This is a genomic window from Pelagibaculum spongiae (assembly GCF_003097315.1).
Lineage (GTDB): Bacteria > Pseudomonadota > Gammaproteobacteria > Enterobacterales > Pelagibaculaceae > Pelagibaculum > Pelagibaculum spongiae.
This window is the reverse complement of record NZ_QDDL01000001.1, coordinates 980,005-1,002,777: the sequence shown is the minus strand read 5'-3', so window position 1 is coordinate 1,002,777 and position 22,773 is coordinate 980,005. Positions and strand designations below refer to the sequence as shown.

Genomic DNA, 22,773 nt, shown 5'->3' with positions numbered 1-22,773 from the left:
AAAGTTGGTTCCTCATAAAGCGTACTATCCACTAAGTTATCCACAGATTCGTTTGATAAAGTATTCGCTAACTAATTGATAGTGGTTTGGCTGCATCAATCTATGCCCAGGTCATATTAGGCTGCAGAATTCAGATGAAATCAGGAATTTCTCTAGGTCAGGCCACTTTTAACGGAATGGGCTAGGTTGCAATGCGCTCAGAAAAGAATCTACTGGCCGACCATTTTACAGCTAGTTATTTTACCTCAGCTGCCTTATATCTGAGATTTTCCAGTGCTGGTGGAACTGACCTAAAGCCTCAGCGTTAAATCGTGATAAGTTGCCGAGTAGTTTGCTTTATCTATTAAGCGTTTACTGTTGGTTAGCAATAGCAGTTGGCTGACCATCCTTTGCAGCTAAGACGGATACCCAGATGATCGAAGAATATATTGTACTTTGCTCAACCATTGGTTTTTCTATGTTCTTGTTTTTTATGTGGCAACGCCTAATGGCTCGAAAAAAACAAAAAGCATTAGCGCTGCAAGAAGAGCAGCAAGCGTTTTTAGAGCAGAACAAAAGCAAAGAAGGGGTGGTAACAACCCGTAGTGGATTGCAGTACCAAATTATTGAAGAAGGTGATGGTAAAAATTATCCCAGCCCAACCAGTCGAGTGAAAGCTCACTACCATGGCACGCTAGTTGACGGTACCGTGCTCGACAGTTCGGTGGATCGTGGCAAGCCGGCTTTTTTTGGATTGAATGAAGTTATTCCAGGTTTGATGGAAGCCCTACAATTGATGTCTGTCGGCGCAAAAGCTCAATTATGCATTCCTTCTGAGCTGTGTTACAGCGAACGTTCTATCGGAAAAATACCATCCAACTCCACTCTAATTTTTGAAGTTGAGTTGTTATCTATAGAAGAAGAGTAACCGTTAATTTTTTAAATTAATGGCCATTGAAAAGGGGACCGTAAGTTTATGAACATTGCTTCGATAGGATCTGATAACAGCGCCTTATATTCGAGTTGTTCAGCCAATCGGCAGCTACAGTCTCAGGATAAGTCAGTGCCTGCAGTGACTGCTGAAGCGGTTCATCAAGCTTCAGAAGAAGAATCGATCAGCAAGCGTCCGGTCGATTCGACTAAGCAAGCCGAGCAGCAGTCAGCACTTGAGAAAAAAACTTCAAAAAATTCGCCGCAACAGCAATTATCACAACAAGATTTAGCGGTTGTTGATCAGCTCAAACGTCGGGACCAAGAAGTTAAAACCCACGAGCAAGCACATATTTCTGCTAGTGCTGGCCATGCGAGTTCCCCCAGTTTTCAATATGAAAAAGGGCCTGATGGCCGTCTTTATGCCAAAAATGGTGAGGTGAGCATTGATACCGGAGAAATTTCTGGTGATCCTCAGGCGACAGTTGAAAAAATGCAGGCAGTCATTCAAGCGGCTAATGCACCGGCTCAGCCATCGGCTCAAGATCGCAAGGTAGCTGCTCAGGCTTCAGTTATGTTAAATGATGCAATGGGTGAACTGGCCGATTTACAGCAAATGCAGCAAAAATCTGAGCAAGCTGAGTTGCGTATAGTTATGTCTGACGAACCGGTGTCCGATCAGCAAGCAGTAAGACAGGTTGATGAAAATAAAAATGAGCACCCGGCTAGTAGTAACCCCCAAACAGAATTAGTCGCTTCAAATCCACAAGCACCTGAGCAAAAACAAAATGCAGAAGCGCGGCTGGCGCTAGAGCGTAAATTTGTTGACAGTGGTGTTTTTGCTAAAACTTTTCCGCAAGGTAGCTTGGTGAGTAGTTTTTTATAAGTGCCAGTTAATAAAAGCTGATGGTTTTAAATTTCCCGATGGCATTGCCAGTAATGCAATTACTATTGGTCATGTTGTCGGGTAGATTTTTTTTTATTGCTATTAGGTTAAGCCAGTAGGTGCTGGAAGTTTAGTATCTGCTGTCATCAAAGATTTTTTCTGCAAAAATGGGCAAGAAAAAAATTGTAGTGGCAGATTGCAGGATTAATTGCATGCAGATAAAGCGGCTTGAGATGTAAATAATGCCCGTTCGAGAAACGGGCATTGTTTTTATAGCGGATAGAAAAGCTTGAGCTAAACGCTAGTAAAAATATTTTTTAATGATTAAATCCAACAATCAAAAAATAGTATCAAGCCAGTTGCTTATGGCTTTCACGTCAACGGTAACGGCCACATCTACTTCAGGTTTTTCTAGCCATGGATTAAATTTGTGAATATAACCGGCGTCTTTATGAAGTAATAGCTTACCCTTACATTCACCGTCACAAACTACCCGTAATTGCCCGCTTTCCATACCAAACCATTCTGGATGAGTCGCACAAGCAATTGCTGAAGAATCGTGAATGTGGCAACCATCGATTTGATAGCAGTCCTGATAAAAATCCATATAGAAGCGGGTGATCTGATGAAGGAATTTACCAACAATCGGCTGTTTTTTTTCTAACTGTTCGAAGTATTCGATGGTGGTGGTCACTTGATGAGTAACATCTAGTCCAACCACACTAACTGGCCAGCCAGCATTATAAACCTGGTCTGCTGAATCAGGGTCACAATAAATATTGGCTTCTGCTGCGGCGCTAACATTGCCCGGTACATGCAGGTTGCCTCCCATGCTGACCACTCGTTTAATTTTCTGTGCCACGGTTGGATCCAACGCCACGGCTAATGCAAGGTTGGTTAAAGGTCCAAGCGCTACAATGGTGATCTCGCCGGGGTATTGATTGGCAGCATTCACAATATACTGGGCAGCACTGATCGGTTCTGGCTGGCGTTTAGCCTTGGGTTGCGGAATATTGCCCAAGCCATTTTCACCATGAACAAACGCAGGGAAATCTTTGGCAGGCATAGTTAATGGACGATGTGCGCCGGGGTAAACTGGCACATCTTGTTCTAATACTTCAAGAATGCGTAATGCATTTTCAGTGGTTTGAGTAACCGATGCGTTGCCAAATACACTGGTCAATGCCAGAACTTCAATCTGTGGATCGGCGAAAGCACAAGCAATCGCGAGTGCATCATCAATCCCTGGGTCCGTATCAATAATGAATTTTGTTGCCATGAGCACATTAAGTTTGGTTAATCATGGCAGCTAGTATGGCCGAAAATTGATTCTGCATCGTGCAGTTTGATCAACTGAATCTGTTTTGATGTCGTAATTTAAATCTATGTAAATTCTTTTAGCGAAACATTAAAATAATTGAATGTTTCGCTTCGGAGTGGTGAACAAAAAATGACAAAACTTTTAGTGTTAGGAAGTTCTAATATCGATCATGTGGTTCAAGTGCCGCGCTTTCCGCAGCCAGGAGAAACCTTGGCAGGCAGTGATTATCAAGTTCACTTTGGTGGTAAAGGTGCCAACCAGGCCGTCGCGGCGGCCAGAGCGTTAGGTTGTGTGACTCACTATGATAAAAACAGTCATGATAAAGATGGTCGTAATAAAGGCAGCGTAGAATTTATTACCTGCTTGGGAAGTGATCCACTTGGATTGCAATTAAAACAGGCGCTTATTTCTGATGGTATTAGTGCCCAAGGAATAAGCTGTAGCGCTGAGTTGCCGTCAGGCGTTGCAATGATTCAGGTAAACGCTCAAGGCGAAAATCAGATTGTGCTTGCCGCAGGTGCTAATGCCGCTTTGGATTCGCAACATATAAAACAGCATGCCGGTTTGTTCGAATCAGCTTCATTATTACTAATGCAGCTGGAAACGCCATTGGAAGGTGTGGTGCAAGCAGCTGCAATTGCCAAAGCCAATCAAATAGCTGTGGCATTGAATCCTGCACCAGCAGCTGAACTGCCTACAAGTTTGTATCCGCTGTTAGATTGGATCACTCCCAATCAAACCGAAGTTGAGTTGCTGAGTGGTATTGCAATAATTGACCAACATTCGGCAGATCAAGCCTCGCGATGGTTTCATCAGCAGGGAGTGACGAATGTGATGATCACTCTAGGTGCAGAAGGTGTTTGGATCAGCCAGCAGAGTTCAGATCAGAAAATAGCCGGTCAAAAGATTGCCGGTTTTAAAGTTGAAGTTGTTGATACTGTAGCCGCTGGTGATACTTTTAATGGTGCTTTTTTTATTCGACTATTACAAGGCGATTCAATTGAAGCGGCAGCAAGGTTTGCCCATGCGGCAGCGGCTTTGTGTGTTAGTAAAGCAGGCGCTCAAAGCAGTATTCCAAAATTGACAGATGTTAATGAATTTTTAGAGTCAGCTAAATAACCTTTATTAGTTACTATTTATCACATAACTTAATTTTCCTCGATGTAGCGAGTAGTGGATTAAATGTCATGTAATCCACTACTTGTATGCCGTAGATAAAAAACAATTACGTAGAATATCAATTTAATATTGTCATCCCTTCTTGTCTGATTTCTTGTGCCACTTACCCTTAAATTATTTTTATTTTATGCTTGGCAGTGAGATAACAAGCAAATCATAAATAGTGCTTCATTTACATAATGTATCGCCTGATTTTGTGTGGTCAATAGTAGAAAAGCGAATGGAGCACATTTAGATACACAACAAGCTTTACAAAAAAATCATAAAAAACTTTCAAAAAATATATAAGAGAAAGCTGTGAAGTTATGGGGGAAAGAAGAAATATGGGTAGTGGACAGCTGTATTTTTTATCCGTGTTGACATTGGCAAGCATGTTTTTTTTGAATGCTGTCTTCTCTAAAAGTCAGTTAGGAGTTTTTGTTAACTACTTGCCCTTGTTGGTTTTTTTGGTTTCTGTTTGTCTTGTGTCTTTTGCGATGGCTAAAGGATATTTAACGAGGAAAGATATCTCAGCTGGAAAAAAAGAGCTGCTCTTTAATGTTGTCTTGCTGGTATTTTTAGCTTCAGTTTTTCACGTTATATCTAATAAGTATGGAATAGAAATACCTCTTAATCAGATTTTTGGTATGACCATTTATTATTTAGTTTGGGTCGCTTTTCCAGAAGAAGTTATTTTTCGATTGATCCCTTCTATTGTATGGAAACATTCATTTTTCAGAACGGTTTTGTTTGGCAGCGTGGCATTTGCATTAATCCACATACACAAAGATATTTGGCTTACAGCGTACTTTTTTACTTTTGGTGTGCTGTTGTCAGTATTACGGCAGTATAATTTCTCATTGCTTTCGTTGATGACTCTTCATAGCTTAGTTAACCTCGCTACTTACTTAGTAGCCAAAAATAGCGTTCCAATACCATCTGTTACATTTTATGTCGTAATGCCTTTTTGTTTGCTTTGTATAGCAACGGCAAGTGGGTGGATTTTACATCGAAAAAAAATACAAAAATTAAAAATTAGTTTTACTGAAATCAGTGTCGATAAAGAGTTGTCTGTCGACTTTCAATATCAGAAAGTAAATGAAAGTCTAGAAAATCGTCCGCAAGTAATTGTGAGACGTAGGAGGATGGCTTCTGTACGTGATCTTGAGGCCATTATTTAAATAAATAAGGAGAAAGTAATGCAACAAATCGACTCTTTATCGATGCTAGCATTAAGTCAGCAGGAAGTCTGTCGACTCGATTCTGAAAGAGTATCCAGTATTGCCGCTTTTAATAATTTTGCATCAGGAATAAATATTGAGCCTGATTTTTTATTGGATAGCAGGTGGCAAACAATCCAGATCAATAATACTCCAGAAGCTCCATTTGACGTTACTATGTTGGAAATGTTGCCCGCAGTATATCGAGCGGAACATCTTGATCAATTAGGTGGCCAACTATCTATAAGAATTAGTGGTGTCGCTGATTATACAGTGCTATCGGTTAATCAACGAGTAATCGCGATGCGGGGCTTGCCTGAAGATTTTGAAACAGGCGAAAAAATAATTGATTTAGAAATAGCGCCAGATATTTTTATGGCGTATGCAAGAGGGATTTTGTTAGATGTTTCAGAGTCGGTGATGGATGACGATGATGAAATGGAAGACAGAAATATCTCGGAAATTGAACTCCAGTTGAATGGTATTCCAGTAGGTGCTGCATGTGCTGCAAATAGCAGCCAGTGTGGCTCACAACACACGCTTTTAGACGGAGCTTGTGCTGCTGATGCTGGAACTTGCGGCTCTAATGTTGGTAGTGGTTCTGCATCGGTGGGAAGTGTTGGTGCCTGTGGCATTAACCAGAGCTTCAATAATATAACTCTCGGAGGTGCAATTGCTTGTGGCACGAACCTTTCTGCTGGAAATCCCTGCGCTGCAGATTTTATTGTTTGCGGTGCTAAAACAGCAATAATCAGCCCTTGTGCGCTAAATGCAAGTGTTTGTGGTGCAGCGGCTTCAGCGGTTAGCCCTTGTACAGCCAATGCTAGTGCTTGTGGTACGGCAGCTGGCGTGCTTAATGCTTGTGCTGTAAATTCAGGTGCTTGTGGTGTAAATGCGGGTGTTGGAAATGCTTGCGCAGCAAATGCCGGTGTTTGTGGTGCTCAAACAGGTGCTTTGGGCGCTTGTGCTGCGAATGCGAACGCGTGTGGTGCGGATGTACAAATTCCTTGTGCAGCTTTAGCTACTGCATGCGGTGTTGATGCAGGTGGCGGCATAGGTGTTGGTGTTTGTGGGATTAATGTTCCAGGAGACCCTGTTTCAGCATGTCTTATTAATATTATTCCATTACTACCATCCTGTTAATTAAAAAATAAAGTCAGCAAGGACGCTGGTTTGGATATTATTATAAGTTTAAATACGAGGCGCTGCATAATGAAAAATATCTCCCATAATCCAAAAATAAAAAACCTAGATCAGGAATCGGTAGAAAAATTAGCGATCAAACAAACGGCAAGGCGATTTCGGCAGCGTTACAAAAGACCTTCTCAATTTTCTGTGATTAAGAATCAAAAAATCTCTCAATATAATATTGTTGTCCAGCTATCAACAGGTGATGTTTTATTGTTTAACTCGGTTACCCGAGCGATGTCAAAGCTGACTGTCGAAGAATATAAAAGCTATTTACTCTTTTTAGACGGGGGGACTGAAAAGTATGAAGATTATTCGGATATATCATTAATTGCAGGGTTGTCTCAGGATGGTTTCTTAGTCGATGAAAATATCGATGAGTTAGAACTAGTAAAAAACCAGTATTTTTATGCGCGAAAAAATCCAGAAGTAATGACTTTAACTATTGCTCCTACTATGGCATGCAATTTGGCCTGTGGTTATTGTTTTCAAGGGCAGGATAAAGACACTAAAAAAATAACGGCAGATATCCCTGATCATATTATGGGGTTGATTGATCATGGTTCTGAACGATTAAAGCGACTTTCAGTGACCTGGTACGGTGGTGAGCCATTAATGGCAAAAAATGAAATATTCAAGCTGTCCGATCGAATGATTTCATATTGTGACAAGGGTCAGATTGATTTTAGCGCAATGATTGTTACGAATGGTTATTTTTTAACTGCTGAAGTTGCTAGTCAACTTTATTCAAGACGCTGTCATGCTGCACAAGTGACAATTGATGGTTTGCAAGAAACCCATGATGCGATGAGACCAATGTTATCTGGCCGTGGTTCATTTGACGTTATTATGAGTAATTTGGCTGAAGTGCTCGAGCAAACGCCGCTAGCTATTAGCTTGCGAGTTAATGTTGGTCGACAGAATGTTCAGGAATGCCATGAATTGTTAATTGATTTGGCAAATAGGAAATTTACTGAAAAAGGAAATTTCTCTGTTTATTTCGCGCCAATTGATGCGGCAACAGTCGAGAGTGGGACTGCGTTTGATACCGGGTTAAGCAAACTTGAATTTAGTGCGGCGCTCGCTGACTTATCAGAAAAATCAAGAGCGCTCGGCTTAACCGGTGAAGCTACGCCACCTGCTGGAATTCTTGGTATGTGTGTTGCTGCACAAGATAATGGTTATGTGATCAACCATTTGGGTGATGTGCATAAGTGTTGGGATACCGCCCATGATTCAGAAAAAAGAGTGGGGCATATTAGCGATGTTGCAGCTTTAACTGAAAGTGATCATGGAAGATTGTGGCAAGCATGGACGCCTTTCGATAACGAGGTTTGCCGTAGTTGTAAAATATTACCTATGTGCGGAGGCCACTGTCCGCATCGTTTTGTATTCCATGGTGAAGGTGATGAGCATGCGCTGCCATGCCCGGATTGGAAATGGAATACTGCTGAGTACTTATTCTCTCGAGCAAAATCTAAAGGGGTTGTCGTTGCTTCGGAATGGTTACCTGAACAGGCTACCTGCTTGGCAGAGCAATCAGGTGTTAGGCACAACCAGCATTCAATGCAAGCAGCCAGAAATCATGTATTTGAAGAAACCGGTCTGGATGTTCAAAAATTTATTAACCGGAGTGCTTCAGAAGACATTGATCAGCAAATATCGATAGTTGATGTGACACATGCTAATACCCCTCGTCCTAACCAATTAGATGTTTCATGAAAACAAATCATTTCCAGTTAAAAGCTAATGAAGAAATGTTATGAGTCGATTATTCAGAAAGTCTTTCCTATTACAGAGAAAGCAAAATCAAGAAAGCCAGTTAAGCCTTTTAATACCATTAAGAAATGAATCAGTTTTTTGGCCGTTTCTTTTTAGTAGTAGCTTTTTTTTATTTGCTCTTACCGCATGGTTGTTTTTATCGGAATTACCAATTGAAGTTGAGGCGACTGGAATGGTGTTGCCTCTAGGTGGTGTAAGAGAAATAAATGCTTTTAGTGAAGGTGTGGTGACTTCCCGTCAGGGCGATCCGCAGCGAGTAATTGAAGCAGGTGATATCTTGTTGGAGTTATCGCCTTTGGGTGCAGATGAAAATTTTCTCCAGGCCAGAAGAAGTTATTTAGAGAATAAAAAAGCATTGGTTCATCGTCAGCTCAATGCAACAGCGAGCCAAAATCGGACACTTGATACTATAGCGTTGCAAATAAGTAATATAGAACGCAGTAAAAAGAGCTTGGCCGATTTGAAAGATACTTTGATTGCTGCTGCTGATGTGTTTTCTAAGCGTCAAAAGCAATCACTTGCTGATCAGGGAAAAGTTCTAAATAAATTAATGACAGCATACCAAAGCTTTCTATTTGATTTAGATAAGTTAAAAAAGAGTAATCTTGTAAATCAGCAGGAATATCTTGATGGTTTACAGCAGCACAGTGTGACTTTGCAATCATTCTCTGAATTGTCGTTAAGGTCACCTCGCTCTAGCCTTGACCGGCAAAGGTTGAAAAAAGACATCTATGACTTGCAAATGCTAATTGCTGAACAGGATGTCAAGTTGATTGAATTAAATCATAAGATCGAAGAAACTCGAGAAGCATTTTTAGCAGGTAAAGATGAGTTAAATCTTGAAGAGCTTAAGTATCGTCAAACACTGCTACAGAAAGAACGAGATTTATGGCGTGGCTCACGAATTATTGCTCCTTATTCTGGTGAGCTACTTGCTGTAAATAAAACAATCGGACAAGGCGTTGTTAGAGGTGAATCGGTTGCACTATTAGGTATGGTGGATCAAGACGTAAGGCAAATGCTAGTAATTTCTCCAAGAGCGGTTGCTGGCAATATGAAGTTTTCATATTTCTCACAGCAAAAAAAAATTACACTGGATGCCAATTTTACGAAGTCAGCCTATCAATTTGTATATCAGGTGCAGCGCATAGTAGCTGATTTAATAGATGTTGAGCCTAATTTAATTTCTGTTAAACAAAAAGGCGATAGGTTCGTTATTTCTTTAAATGACGGAAGTGATCGAATTAAATATCTTAAGCTAGTAGATTTTGATTTGTTAGATATTGAGAAGGCACCGGTTTTCTCATCGTTACAAATCATAGGTGATCAATGGAAAACCAGCGAGTTAGTTAATATTGCTCTGGTGGCTTCAGATCAGGCGAAAAGAATTACGCCGGGTAATGGTGTGTTAGTCAAACCAGATTATGTAAAGACTTTAGCGGGAGCTCAATTAAAAGCAAGCGTACGGCAATTAAGTAAATTAATTACTACTTCAATTGAAGCAGAAGCTCTGATAGGTACATCTGAGTTGGCGCAAAAAATTGCAGGGGAGCAATCGGGGGTGGCAGTAATTATTGACCTGAAAAAGGATGAAAATGGACGGTATCAATGGGATGGGAAACCACCAGATATTCCTCTTGCGATAGGCAGCACAACTAAAAGTAAAATTCGGGTGGGTAGTGTCCCTCCAATTGAAGTGATCTTGCCCTTGATTACTCGTTACTTCGAATAAAAGTTTCATGAGGTATCTGTTATGGAATATGCAAGTGAAGAAGAAATTAAATCAAGATTTGATTTAACAGTAATCCAAAAGTTAGCGCAATCAGTAAACCCTATTATTGAAAGAAACAAGATTTTACATTTCATTAAAGAAGAAGATTATAATCATGTTGATCTAAAATCGATTGATTCAAATATAGTAAATAATGATGAAAACACACAAGCACTGAAAAATGTTGTCGATTTTTATTTAGAACCACATTTGATTCAATCAATGAATTTGATGCAGGCTGAGGAATATTTTTCTGCTATCGAAGACCGGATGTTGCTTGATGTTGAAGATGAAGCCGAGCAGGCTAAACCTGTGCTGGTTGAATTGCCGCATCACCATTGTTGTTTTTCTATCGCATATCTTCTTTTTCAGTATTTTCACTACGAAAAAGGTTTCGAAAAGTTTGTATTGCTACACCAGAATCAGCAGTTAGATCCAAGACTTCAGGCGATTAAAAATGCTGGTGAACTATTGCATAAGTGTCAAATGATATCGCAAACTTTTGACGATGGGTGGTTGAAATCTCTTAAGCGAAAAATTACAGATACTACGGTTGTATTTTATTTTTCTGATATGTCTCCTAAATTGTTTGCAGAAGTTGCTGATCCAGCTACGGAACGCCAGGTTGAGTTGTATACAACAGAGAGCAGTCAATCAGTATTAGCATTTTCTATCGCTGAGAAAATAGCATTTTTTTGCCGCAGTCAACATTTTGCAACAGATTTTCCAGAGCCAACCAGGATTCGGCTGAAGCGTTTTAACTCGGAAAACCCAATAAAAATGCCTCTTACTAGCTGGGTCTTTTGGCCAGCACTTGATTCTCTGTATCAGAAAGATTAGTCACTGGGAGTGAGCGGTTTTGTTGCAACTTCAATCTTTTCTCGGTGGTTGTGTTTATTCTGTTCGTGCTGCTGCGAATTTGTCAAAGCCAATTGATAATGATTTAGCTGCTTGGAAGGTATGGCTAAAAAAATTAAACTTAGTCGCGATTTCTTGTCCTGATGTCTATCAAGCACTGAATAATTTAAGTTTAATGCTGGCTGACCATCGCGAGTATGGACCTATCCTAATTAAGAAGAAATTTCGAATATTGGGTGAACCACAATTTTACTTATATCAGTTGAATTCAAACGTCGAGCACCGAGTTAATATTGAACAACTTGTTTCTATTACTTCAGTATTTTATCTGGTTGAAAAAGTTGAGTCTGAATTAGCAAGAAAACCAAAAAAAATTGCCTCGTTTATCTTTAGGCATGTCCAGCCGCTGACTAAGCAATTGCTTTTGCTGCAGATCTTGAGTGGCGGGCTACAGTCAATGTTATTTTTAATTAACTTTTCAGTATTGTCGAGTATTGTTCCTGACAGGTCGATTGATAGCTGGTTTTCCGTTGCGTGGTTATTTTCAGCAGTCGTATTATCATTTTTTCTTGGGCAATTCTTGATTGGTCGAGTTCAGTTAATGGTTGATTCAGCTGCCAATGAACAGCAAAAGCTAGTGCAGCTATCGGTATTATGGTCTTTGCCGCCGGCATTGATGAATGATAATACTGAACAGCAATTATTATTGTGTCAAAAGTTGACTAATTCAGCTAGATCAATACAAAAAATACAACAGTTATCAGTTGCCATGCTGGTGTTGGTTCCTGTACTTATAATGATGTTTATCCGCTTGCCAATAGCATTATTTGTTTTGGCATTACTGCTTGCTGTAATTAGTTGTTTTTTTCAGGTGATGATTGAAAAAAAGAAAATAAAAAAATGGGAGGCTTTTACGCAAGTTCATTCTTCGCAAAGGAGTGCTCTAAGAAAAATCTTGTCATCTTTTAAAATAAAAAGACACTTCGTTGCGTTGGATTCATTGTTTGATGAATGGCTAGAAAATGACATGAGGGCGCTTAAGTGCCGAGTAAAAGTTGATCGACTAGGACTGTTAACTCAGCAGCTCCCAGATTTTTCATCAGGATTGGTGCAAATACTTTCTATTATTGGACTTAGTTTTTTGTTGGTTTCTGCTGACTCAACTGGTTCTGAATTAGCTATTGCTGATGCATTTATAATCTTACACTTAATAAACACTTGCTATCAAATGTCGCCAAGGGTAGCTCAGTTGTTTAATCAGCTATCTCAGGTTAAATATGATCTTTATTCTTGTCGCAAACTTATTGCTGGATTGAGATCACATAAAAAAGAACCCATTACGACACCAGATGCTTCAGTAGCATTTCATGATTTAAAACTTCCGTATCAATGTGTTCTCGAACAAAAGGGTTTGTCTCAAATCTCTGGACAACAAATTGTTCACATTTGTGGGGAATCAGGAGCAGGAAAGACAACTTTTTTACATTGTTTGCTGGGATTGCAAAAGCCTGTTTCAGGTAAAATTGAAGTATTAGGGGTGAATCCACATGCAATGGATGCTGATGAACGATGCAAAATATTTTCTTATGTTGAGCAAAAAAGTGAATTACTTCCAGGTAGTTTAAAAGATAACCTCAATTTATTTGCTAGTTTGAAAGTTGCTGAACGAGATGTCTGGCATGCCTTGGAATTGGTCAAGTTAGACGATAGAGTCCGCCGTCTTCCACTCGGGTTAGATACACCAATTCTCGACACTCAAGCAAGCTTTTCAACAGGTGAACAACAACGTATTGTGCTAGCTCAAGCAATTTTAAAGCGTAGTATTATTCTAGTTATGGATGAAGCTATGTCAGGCCTTCCTGAAAAAATGGAAATCGAAATATTAAAAAATATTAGACCGTTATTTCAGCAAATATTTTTTGTTTCGCATAGAGCGCACTTGCAGAAGTTTGCTGATCGCAGCATTGTGCTTTCTCGGGATGTAGGTGCTGTATGAGTCAAGTTTTTAAAACACCAGCGAGAATTCAAGCCAGTCAGGTTGATTGTGGTTCGACTTGCCTCGGTATTATTCTTGAACATGCAGGATGTGTGATTGGTAGTTATCAATTACGACGCTTATGTGGCGTGAGCCGTGATGGCGCGAGCATCGCGAATATTCAACGTGGTGCTCAGACGTTAGGTTGTCAGGCAACCGTCATAAAAAGAGGTGTTAAAAGGCTTGAATCGATAGAGCATCCGGTCGTTGTTCATTGGAATCTAAATCATTTTGTAGTGCTGGAAGGTTTAACTGCTGATCAGGCATGGATTAATGATCCAGCTTCAGGCCGTCGAGTAATTTCTTCAACTGAATTTTGCAATAGTTATACCGGTTTGTGTATTGATATTCTTGCACCAGAAACTATTGATAAATCAACGCCAGAATCAGTGATAAAGCAGTTTCCTGGCATGTTAAAAACGCTGCGCTATCTAGTAATAATTTCAATATTTCCTGCGATAATTGTTTTTTTGTTCGAATTGGGGTTCGGTGGGATAAAGAGAGGTTTTTTTGATTATGCGATAGATTATAGTTTGTCGGGATGGGGAGTATGGCTCGGTTTCTCTGGGTTAATACTTTTATTAGTGAAATCGGTCTTTAATTGGATCTACCAAGATTTCAAGCAAAGTTATCAGCAGCAATTATTCGCTAGCTTCAATCACTTTTTTATTCAAAAGATAAGCCAGAGAAGCTTGCGTTTTTTTGAAACTTATCACCCCGATGAATTAATATTTCGTTTGTCTGAAGCTAGCCAGTACTTGCAACTTTGTATGGTGATATCAAGCAGCATCGCTGAACAATTACTGTTGCTAGCTGCCTGCTCGGCAATATTATATTTAATTGATCCGTTATTTTTGCTATTGGGGTTGATGCCTTTTCTATTGTTGACTGTTTGGGCGTGGTGTATTCGATTTAAACTACGAGAGTTATCGCTTAAGTTGCAGATAGAATCATCAAATTATCATGCAAAAACTTCTCAGCAATTACAGAGTCAGCAACGTTATTATGCCATGGGGCTACAAAAATATTTATTTAGTGCAGCTTTAATACCTATTAGTCGAGTCGTAGCATGTGAAGCTGAAAAAGAACGTGCTTTGCTATTATACCAATCTGTATCACGTAGCTTGACTTCACTTTCTCCAGCTATTTTTACCTTTGGTGGGGGCTTGTTATTAGCGCAAGGTAAGTTGAGTTATGGCAGTTTTCTTTTAGCCGAATCTATGGCGCTGTTGCTGCTAGTTCAATTACAAATAGCCAGTCAGCAAATTCAGCAATTCTTTGAAATGCAGCCCTTTGCCCGCCGAGCAGGCGAACTGTTAAAAGATGAACAGTTTGAATGTGAACAGCCGATTATCGCTTCAAATGAAGTAGATATTTGTAGTGGCAGTTTGATTAGCGCGCGTCAGATGGGTTTTGGTTATAACGGGGTAGATAGTGATCTGTTTCGGCAGGTTTCTTTGGACATCGAGTCATCAGTTATTACAGGTTTTAGTGGTTCTAGCGGTTGCGGAAAGACAACACTAATGGAGGTGTTATCTGGCCAGCGGCAACCAGTAATAGGCCAAGTTTATTTTAAAGGCAGTCCACTACATTCTAATGCACCGGTCGGTTACGTGTTTGCTGAGGAAGATGTTTCCGGAACATTACAACAATATATTTCTTCTGGACAACTAGTAGATAATGAAAAAATTTGTTGGGTACTTAAACAGAGCGAACTATGGTCACGAGTTGGTTTTTTACTACAGCATGATAAACCATTATTACTCGAGTCGTTAGGGCTGAGTCGGGGAGAAAAGCAGCGTCTAGCATTGGCTAGAGCGCTGTACTTTAGCCAAGAATGTATCTTTTTTGATGAAGCTTTTAGTCATTTATCGTTAACCCAGAGCTACAGAATTATCGAGCGATTACGTGGTCAGGGTGTGGCATTAGTATTGGCGACCCATCGACATGAAATACTGAAGTTATGCGACTGTATAATTGATATCGAAAAATTTTCTAATATAGATTATGCACATGCAAATGAGCTAGGTTAATATGCTCACATTCCATTGTTTGGTGCTATTGGTTTCGATTAAAAAATAATTTCTGCTGTCAGCTGTTGTTTTTCATAGAGAAAATCAGGGTTTCAACCACCTATTGGGATTTAAAAATGAGTTGATTGTAAGTGTTTAAAAAACATGGTTGAGATTATTTTTTTTGGAAAACAGTTAGTCAATGGAGTTCAGTTAATATAATTAGATATATCAATTGAGGTTAGGCAGTAATTGCGGCAAAATTACGGCCAGATGAAGCAAGGACGTTGCCGTAATGCCAAAATGGTTAAGAATTTCAATTTTATTAGTTGTTTTGGTACTAGTTGCAGGGCAACAGTTTTTAGGAAAACAGCGGGTATCTTCTTGGGATGAGCCGGTATGGATCGCGATCTATCCATTAATTTCTGATGACCGAGAAGCGCAGCATTTCATTGATACACTTAGCATTGCTGATCTGAAGCCACTGGAGCGGTGGTTTGCTAAAGAGTCAGAGCGCTATGGCATGTTATTTCAACGGCCAATCCAACTGCATCTAATGCCAACAGTTAACGCACCGTCGCCACCTGAAGCGCCAGCAGATCGCTCACCATGGAAGGTTGCTTACTGGAGTTTGGAACTGCGCTACTGGGCTTGGAAATACCTAGATGATGGCTTTCCTACCCACAGTAAAATTGTGATGAAGGTTTACCCTAAATCGATTGAAAAATTGCCTGGCCATTCTACCGGCCTAGAAAAACTGAAATTGGGCATTGTTAAGATTCGCGGTAATCGAATTGAGCTACCTTACTTACGTTTTCTGATTGGCCATGAGTTACTGCATACCTTAGGTGCCAGCGATAAATATAGCTATGCGGACCATTCTCCTTATTATCCGGCTGCTTTTCTTGAGCCAGATAAAAAACCGCTTTACCCACAAAATTTTGCAGAAATCATGGCTGGCGTTATTCCTAAAACGAGTAAAACTTGGCAGCCAACAAATAAATTATCTTTAATAAAAGTCGGAGATGATACTGCAAGAGAAATTGGTTGGCAGAAATAGTTTTCTTCAAGTAAATCAGGTATTTTTTCTTGCTAAGTAAAATAAAAAGCCGAATCAATTGTAGTGATTCGGCTTTTTTGATGGTTTATTAAATCACTTCAAATATTTTGCATGGAAGTGCAGATGATCTTCAATAAAGCTGGCAATAAAGAAATAGCTATGGTCATAGCCTGACTGCATTCTTAGCTCTAGTGGATAATCAGCTTTACTTGCAGCGCTAATTAACGCCTGAGGCTTAAGTTGCAGCTGCAAGAACTCATCGGCACTGCCTTGATCAATTAGCAGTGGCAATTGATCGGTTGCCTTGCCAAGCAGTTCGCTGGCATCCCATTCTTTCCATTGCTGGCGATCATTACCTAAATAATTGCTAAAGGCTTTGTTGCCCCATGGACATTCGCTTGGGTTGCAAATAGGCGAAAATGCAGAAATTGAATTATAGCGCTGTGGATTTCTCAAGGCACAAATCAAAGCACCGTGACCGCCCATAGAATGGCCAGAAATTGATCGTTCACCACTAAAGTTAAATAACGGTTCGGCTAGCTCAGGTAGGTCATTGACCACATAGTCATGCATCCGATAATGCTCTGACCAAGGTGCTTGGGTTGCATTGAGATAAAACCCTGCGCCACTGCCAAAGTCATAACTGTCGTCTTCACCAGGCAAGTTACAACCGCGTGGGCTGGTGTCTGGCATAATTAAAACAATGCCCAGCTCGCTGGCTGCTTTAAATGCTCCAGATTTTTGCGAAAAGTTTTCATCGGTACAGGTTAGGCCCGACAACCAATACAAGGCAGGTAGCGATTCGCCCTGTGAATTTAGCGCCTGTAGCGGTAAGAAAACTGCAAAAGTCATTTCACAGTTAACACTGCTCGCCTGATGTTTATAACGGCGTAATTCGCCGCTATGAACTTTGTTGCAACTAATTAATTGCAGTTTATCGGTCATGCTTTATCTCCGTTAAAACAAAATTACCGAGCGAATACTTTTGCCTTCATGCATTAAATCGAAAGCCTTATTGATATCTTCCAAGCCCATGGTGTGGGTGATAAATGGGTCAATTTCAATTTCACCATTCATATATTGGTCAACATATCCTGGTAGTTGTGAGCGGCCTTTCACGCCACCAAATGCAGAACCTTTCCAGACCCGTCCGGTTACTAATTGGAAAGGACGGGTCGCGATTTCTTCACCCGCACCGGCAACGCCAATCACAATCGACTCGCCCCAGCCTTTATGGCAGCACTCTAGCGCTTGGCGCATTACCTGAACATTACCGATACATTCAAATGAATAATCAACACCGCCATCGGTCATGTCGACAATCACTTGTTGGATTGGATCTGAAAAATTCTTTGGGTTGATGCAGTCAGTGGCACCAAACTGCTTGGCCATTTCAAACTTATCTTCATTAACATCAATGGCGATAATCCGTTCTGCATTGGCCATACGAGCACCCTGAATCACAGAAAGACCAATGCCGCCCAAGCCAAATACTGCCACGGTAGAACCTGCTTCAACCTTGGCGGTATTTAATACCGCACCAATACCGGTGGTAATACCACAACCCAGCAAGCAGACTTTTTCTAGCGGAGCATCGATATGAATTTTCGCCAGCGCGATTTCAGGCACCACGGTGTATTCAGAGAAGGTCGACGTGCCCATGTAATGATGCAAGGTTTGGCCATTCAATGAAAAGCGGCTGGTATTATCCGGCATTAAGCCTTTGCCCTGGGTCGCACGCACCGCTTGGCATAAATTGGTTTTGCCCGACAAACAGAATTTGCACTGCTTACATTCGGCGGTATAAAGCGGAATAACATGGTCGCCCGGCTTTAAACTGGTGACACCAGCGCCAACTTCTTCAACCACGCCTGCGCCTTCATGGCCCAAAATAGAAGGAAAAATTCCTTCAGGATCAGCACCTGAGAGAGTGAAAGCATCGGTATGACAAACGCCAGTGGCAACGATTCTCACCAGTACTTCACCCGCTTTTGGGCCATGAACATCAACCATTTCAATTTGCAAAGGTTGGCCAGCGCCAAAAGCCACAGCAGCACGAGACTTAATCATTTTATAGCTCCAATCATGGGTTCGGCTGGATCAACTGCGCCAGCCATAGCGATAAGCAATACGATTTAACTGGTTGGTCAAATGGTTAACGAGTGACTACCCCAAAAAGTGGCGATGACAACATCAATAACGAGACCAATAACAACACCTGAAAAATCGAGTTGGCCAATAGTTTAATGCAAGCGATAGCAATCAGCATTATTCTGTTTGATGTTTACCGAGAAGCTGTGCTGCTAAAGCTGACCAATGGAAAGGCATATTCTAAGGGTGGTTTTTAGTTGACCAGTTGGCCACGGTAAATTCGTTGGGCTTTTTTGTTTGTTGCAGGCTTAGGCTTAGGGCTGACTTCCTGCTGATGATGGTAGCTCTGTTCAATTGCCTTAGTGGAAGGTTTAGGCAGGGACAATTTGGCCAGTGAACTATGTGAAGCATCAATTAAGTGGTCAATCATCGGTGGCAGGTTTAGGTCGCGGCTTTTGCTGGCATATCGGTGTAGCTGTTCCAGCAAATCTGACTGGGATAATTGAATATCAACACCAAATTCAGCCAAAATGCTTTTTCTAATGCTGCGCACCCGGGTTAAATTACTACGATCAATCAACCAACTTCTGTCTTGAAAGTTATTCTCAGTTTTTTTCGGCATAGTTAACCGCTGCACTTTTAAAAGATCGGTGAAAATACTCATAGTCACACTCCTTGCGACAGGCGCTTTTTTTAATCTTTGTTTTAGCTTGCTGCTAGCCAGTCGATAATTAACCTAAGCAAAAACTATTCCAAATGAATCATCAGCAGCTACTTCTATACAGAAGGGCATTTTGCCTTGTTGTTGGCAATTATGGTGCGATGCTGGGCTGTTGTGGTTTTACAGTGCGTTGGATTGGTGCAAGGTCGCTTGATGGTTGCTAGATCTTGCTGGCGTTCAAATCAATGGCAGAGCTTTGTCTGCAGGCTGAATGAGGTGGTGCTAATTTTCCCGGAATTATAGTTTTAATCGCAATGAATTGAAGTGAACAATCTAGATTGAGATCTTAAGGACTTGGCGGTAGCATCAGGAAAAACATTATTTCCAACCCAATGCCGGAGGCCTTATGAAGGCGCTGCTTGCTGCAATCCCGCTTTTAATGACGACTTCTTTTTTTCAGGCCCAAGCTGCTACGAGCTGTGGTTCTGTCACGATTGCCGATATGAATTGGAACTCTGCCAGTTTTATGGCCAATGTCGATCGATTCATTTTGCAACATGGTTACGGCTGTGATGCTGAATTAGTGCCGGGTGACTCTGTGCCGACGACGACGTCTATGTTGGAAAAAGGTAAGCCAGATATAGCGCCTGAGCTGTGGACCAATTCTTCTAAGAAAGCGTTGGAAAAAGGCGTGGCAGAAAAACGGTTACGGCTTGCTGGAAGATCACTTTCAGATGGTGGCCAAGAAGGTTTTTGGGTGCCTGAATATATGGTGAAGCAAGATCCTTCGCTGGCGACTATTCAGGGTATTATTAAAAATGCTAAAAAATTCAAACATCCCGAAGACCCAGATTTAGCCGCATTTTATGGTTGCCCGGCAGGCTGGGTTTGCCAGATAACTACCGGGCATTTATTTGATGCGCTGAAATTAAAGCAAGCCAGCTTTGATATGATCGATCCGGGTTCGGGGGCCGCGCTGGCCGGTTCGATTGCTAAGGCTTATGAGCGCAAGCAACCTTGGTTTGGTTATTACTGGTCGCCCACTGCGGTTTTAGGTAAATATAAAATGGTGCAGGTCGATTTTGGTTCTGGAATTGATGCGGAGCATTTTCGCCAATGTATTACCAAGGAAGATTGCACCACACCTAAAGTCACTATGTTTCCACCCGGCCCGGTGTTTACCATTACCACCGAAGCTTTTGCGACCCGTGCGCCAAAAGCTTACCAATATGTCAGCCAGCGTTCATATACCAATCAACAAATGAATGGTTTATTAGCCTGGATTGAAGACAATCAGGCTGATGGTGAAGAGTCTATGGAATACTTTCTCAAGCAATACCCGAAAATCTGGAAAAGTTGGGTAAGCGCTGAAGCAGCAATGTCTATTGAGAAAGCATTGAAAAATCTTTAAGACTTCTTTTTTGCTGGTGATTTATAGATGGTTTCATTTATGAATCACTAGCGGAATTACAGTTTTAGAGTGTTCGTTAAAACTCTAAACAAAAAGACTTTAAACAGCTTTTTAATAACTCGAAGGTCGGCTGTCTTTCATTAATATATCTAATTTTTTCTGAGCTTTATCTGGTTTTTCTAAATCGACCAATTCAATCATTTCGCACTCATCCCGAACCATTTCTGAAATAAGGCTGGGGTAATGGCGGCAGTCTTCAGGTCGGTTTAAGTAAATGCTGCAGGTATATAGATCGGGCGCTAGCGGATTTTTTTTCGGTTCAATTTCTAGAAAGGGGCATCGGGTTAGTTTTTTGCCAGACTTTGGATCAAACCAAATATCATTATTTTTAACGAATTCTGAAATCTCCGGGTTAAATAGCTCCCACAGATAAATTTCTTCTTTAGTCGCTGAAAGTGCGCCGTCTCCATATTTGATGCAGCATTTGCCGCATTGATTGCAGTTTTTCATGGCGAGTTAATGATCATAATGTATATGGTTGTCCGATTGTATCATAAACGCTACTTCTTGGTGACTTAGGTATAGATCAAAAACCAAGCAGGACTGTGTCGGGCTAGTTCTTATGGTAATCGTTTTGAAAATTGGCATTTCAACGGCGCTTTACGAGCGCTGGTATCACGAGTTTCAAATAAGGTTAACTTAAGGTAAAATCCGAACATATTCTATTTTCTGATGTGTACCTTATTAATACTGAAAATATATCTAAAACAGAGGTTTCTTGTTCAAATTGCAAGGCTTGCTGTTGTCGTTTAGAGGTGATGATCATTACCGACACAGGCGTTCCTGAACAGCATATCGCTGTCGATCAATGGGGTGCTGAAACCATGTTGCGTTTGGATGATGGGTGGTGCTCAGCATTAGATCGTGAAACATTCATGTGTTCCATTTATGAAAACCGGCCTTGGATTTGTCGTGAATTCGAAATGGGCTCGTATGAATGTAAAACAGAAAGAGCGGTACCGGTTGTCGTGCAATTCAAATAACAATCTTCTTTTTATAACGTCAGCCAAAATTTTATTGAACAATGCTTAAAATCTAATTATATCAATAATTACGCTTATAAGGGCGGGGTCATTGGTTGGAAGATCTTGGCAGATGTTAAAGAAAATGAGTGAAGAAATCGGTTGGCAATCAATGGTATTGGCTGGTTTTTTATGACGTTATAAAAACTAAATAAACTTAGTCATCATCATTTTGGTGAATTGATCAATATTATCATAATCCAGCTGGTTATGATCGATAGCGCTTTGAACGTATGGAAACAATTCAGGCGACTCTAGATCTTCCAAAGACTGATAAACGCCAATCCGCCTGCCTACTCGATATAAAAATCTTTTGTGTTCAGGCAGCTGTTGATAATTATTAATTGGTATGAGCAGTTGCTCTTTATGATCAGCTGAACCATCGATTTCCTGCAGCAAATTTAATATATGATCACTTCGAACCTTGCTGGAAATTCCCTTGAAAGATTGAAGGAACAGTTTCAGTTCATCGACTGCTTGTTCATCATTTAACTGGGTAAATACTCCAGACTGCAGGGCTTCAAACAGTTCTGTCTGATCGGATACCGATAAGGTTCTGATTCGAATGTAATCAGGGTTAATCTGATTAAACAAATCAGCGGCCTCTACAGCATTTTCTCGAGTGAATTCAGTTCCACCAAGCCCTGGCATAAAATAAACTGAAAGCTCTATACCCGCTTGTTTTACTTTCTTCCCTGCGGTTACCTGCTGTGCTTTGGTCACGCCTTTGTTGACGCTTTCCAGAACAATATCTGAGCCGGATTCCATACCGATATGAATACGGTTTAGGCCGTGTTCTTTTAAAGTAATCAAATCGTCGACTTTAACTCGAAACAGAGTTTTGGAGCGAGCATAGGTTGTAATTCTGTCAATGCTGGGAAAGGTTGTAGTTAAATGCTGCAAAATAGGCAGCATGTCTTTTGGCTTAACGATAATTGAATTGCCATCTTGTAAAAATACCGAAGATTTACCGTGGCGAATCCAGTTCCATGCATTGTGAAAGGCTGCTCTTTGCTCTGTAGCGACTTGAGAAAGTAATTGTCGAACCTTGCTACTATCGTTTGCTAAATAGACGGCTTCGATTTGCTTTACGGAAATATGTAATTGATCGATATCGGCAATGACTTCTTCGATCGGTCGAATGCTGAAAGGTTGTTGCTGATAAAGAGAACAGAATTTACAGCGGTTCCACGAGCAACCACGGGTCAATCGCAGCATTAAACTCTTAGATTCATTAGGCGGGCGAACATCCCCGGTTTCATAACCTGTTGCAGCTTGCATAGTCTACTCGCTAGGTGGATTTAGCCGGTTAAAAAGGATTTTAATCG

Annotated in this window: 19 protein-coding genes; 13 read left to right on the top strand and 6 right to left on the bottom strand. The window is 40.8% G+C overall.

Annotation, left to right across the window (positions count from 1 at the left end):
• Positions 1–412: 412 nt before the first annotated feature.
• Complete coding sequence (locus DC094_RS04285; protein ID WP_116685827.1) at positions 413–907, top strand: FKBP-type peptidyl-prolyl cis-trans isomerase; 495 nt, start codon at positions 413–415, stop codon at positions 905–907.
• Between the two features lie 48 nt (positions 908–955).
• On the top strand, positions 956–1,795 hold the full coding sequence (locus tag DC094_RS04280) for a putative metalloprotease CJM1_0395 family protein (RefSeq protein WP_116685826.1): 840 nt from the start codon (positions 956–958) through the stop codon (positions 1,793–1,795).
• A gap of 337 nt (positions 1,796–2,132) precedes the next feature.
• Here DC094_RS04280 and DC094_RS04275 read toward each other — a convergent pair whose 3' ends face one another.
• Positions 2,133–3,074: a nucleoside hydrolase gene (locus DC094_RS04275; protein WP_116685825.1), complete on the bottom strand. Its 942-nt coding sequence runs from the start codon at positions 3,072–3,074 to the stop codon at positions 2,133–2,135.
• A gap of 171 nt (positions 3,075–3,245) precedes the next feature.
• Here DC094_RS04275 and rbsK point away from each other — a divergent pair, with 171 nt between their 5' ends.
• The 9 genes from rbsK to DC094_RS04230 all read left to right on the top strand — a co-directional run bounded on the left by rbsK (position 3,246) and on the right by DC094_RS04230 (position 16,200).
• Positions 3,246–4,235: a ribokinase gene (gene rbsK / locus DC094_RS04270; RefSeq protein WP_116685824.1), complete on the top strand. Its 990-nt coding sequence runs from the start codon at positions 3,246–3,248 to the stop codon at positions 4,233–4,235.
• 365 nt (positions 4,236–4,600) lie between these two features.
• Entirely contained in the window at positions 4,601–5,455 is an 855-nt protein-coding gene (locus DC094_RS04265) for a CPBP family intramembrane glutamic endopeptidase (RefSeq protein WP_116685823.1), read from the top strand.
• A gap of 18 nt (positions 5,456–5,473) precedes the next feature.
• The gene (locus tag DC094_RS04260; protein WP_116685822.1) at positions 5,474–6,637 is read left to right on the top strand and encodes a hypothetical protein; all 1,164 of its coding nucleotides are present in this window, start codon (positions 5,474–5,476) and stop codon (positions 6,635–6,637) included.
• Positions 6,638–6,706: 69 nt separating this feature from the next.
• On the top strand, positions 6,707–8,404 hold the full coding sequence (locus DC094_RS04255) for a radical SAM/SPASM domain-containing protein (RefSeq protein ID WP_116685821.1): 1,698 nt from the start codon (positions 6,707–6,709) through the stop codon (positions 8,402–8,404).
• A 40-nt stretch (positions 8,405–8,444) separates the two neighbouring features.
• Complete coding sequence (locus DC094_RS04250; protein ID WP_116685820.1) at positions 8,445–10,196, top strand: HlyD family secretion protein; 1,752 nt, start codon at positions 8,445–8,447, stop codon at positions 10,194–10,196.
• Between the two features lie 21 nt (positions 10,197–10,217).
• The gene (locus tag DC094_RS04245; RefSeq protein ID WP_116685819.1) at positions 10,218–11,075 is read left to right on the top strand and encodes a hypothetical protein; all 858 of its coding nucleotides are present in this window, start codon (positions 10,218–10,220) and stop codon (positions 11,073–11,075) included.
• 475 nt (positions 11,076–11,550) lie between these two features.
• Complete coding sequence (locus tag DC094_RS04240) at positions 11,551–13,089, top strand: ABC transporter ATP-binding protein (RefSeq protein WP_158527207.1); 1,539 nt, start codon at positions 11,551–11,553, stop codon at positions 13,087–13,089.
• Positions 13,086–15,161, top strand: coding sequence for a cysteine peptidase family C39 domain-containing protein (locus DC094_RS04235; RefSeq protein WP_116685817.1), 2,076 nt, complete (start codon positions 13,086–13,088; stop codon positions 15,159–15,161). The genes DC094_RS04240 and DC094_RS04235 overlap by 4 nt, the downstream gene beginning before the upstream one ends.
• Positions 15,162–15,435: 274 nt before the next feature.
• Complete coding sequence (locus tag DC094_RS04230; RefSeq protein ID WP_116685816.1) at positions 15,436–16,200, top strand: hypothetical protein; 765 nt, start codon at positions 15,436–15,438, stop codon at positions 16,198–16,200.
• Positions 16,201–16,293: 93 nt separating this feature from the next.
• Here DC094_RS04230 and fghA read toward each other — a convergent pair whose 3' ends face one another.
• From fghA to DC094_RS04215, 3 genes are all read right to left on the bottom strand, one after another.
• Complete coding sequence (gene fghA, locus DC094_RS04225) at positions 16,294–17,145, bottom strand: S-formylglutathione hydrolase (protein WP_116685815.1); 852 nt, start codon at positions 17,143–17,145, stop codon at positions 16,294–16,296.
• A gap of 12 nt (positions 17,146–17,157) precedes the next feature.
• Complete coding sequence (locus DC094_RS04220; protein ID WP_116686203.1) at positions 17,158–18,267, bottom strand: S-(hydroxymethyl)glutathione dehydrogenase/class III alcohol dehydrogenase; 1,110 nt, start codon at positions 18,265–18,267, stop codon at positions 17,158–17,160.
• A gap of 277 nt (positions 18,268–18,544) precedes the next feature.
• A complete protein-coding gene (locus tag DC094_RS04215; protein ID WP_116685814.1) occupies positions 18,545–18,955 on the bottom strand; it encodes a hypothetical protein in 411 nt (136 codons plus the stop codon).
• Between the two features lie 403 nt (positions 18,956–19,358).
• Here DC094_RS04215 and DC094_RS04210 point away from each other — a divergent pair, with 403 nt between their 5' ends.
• Positions 19,359–20,363, top strand: a complete 1,005-nt coding sequence (locus DC094_RS04210) for an ABC transporter substrate-binding protein (RefSeq protein ID WP_116685813.1) — start codon at positions 19,359–19,361, stop codon at positions 20,361–20,363.
• Positions 20,364–20,474: 111 nt separating this feature from the next.
• Here DC094_RS04210 and DC094_RS04205 read toward each other — a convergent pair whose 3' ends face one another.
• A complete protein-coding gene (locus tag DC094_RS04205) occupies positions 20,475–20,873 on the bottom strand; it encodes a YkgJ family cysteine cluster protein (protein ID WP_116685812.1) in 399 nt (132 codons plus the stop codon).
• Positions 20,874–21,097: 224 nt separating this feature from the next.
• Here DC094_RS04205 and DC094_RS04200 point away from each other — a divergent pair, with 224 nt between their 5' ends.
• Positions 21,098–21,406 (top strand): YkgJ family cysteine cluster protein, encoded by a 309-nt coding sequence (locus DC094_RS04200; protein ID WP_255420869.1) that lies wholly within the window; start codon positions 21,098–21,100, stop codon positions 21,404–21,406.
• A gap of 186 nt (positions 21,407–21,592) precedes the next feature.
• Here DC094_RS04200 and DC094_RS04195 read toward each other — a convergent pair whose 3' ends face one another.
• Entirely contained in the window at positions 21,593–22,726 is a 1,134-nt protein-coding gene (locus DC094_RS04195; RefSeq protein WP_116685811.1) for a radical SAM protein, read from the bottom strand.
• Between the last annotated feature and the right edge of the window lie 47 nt (positions 22,727–22,773).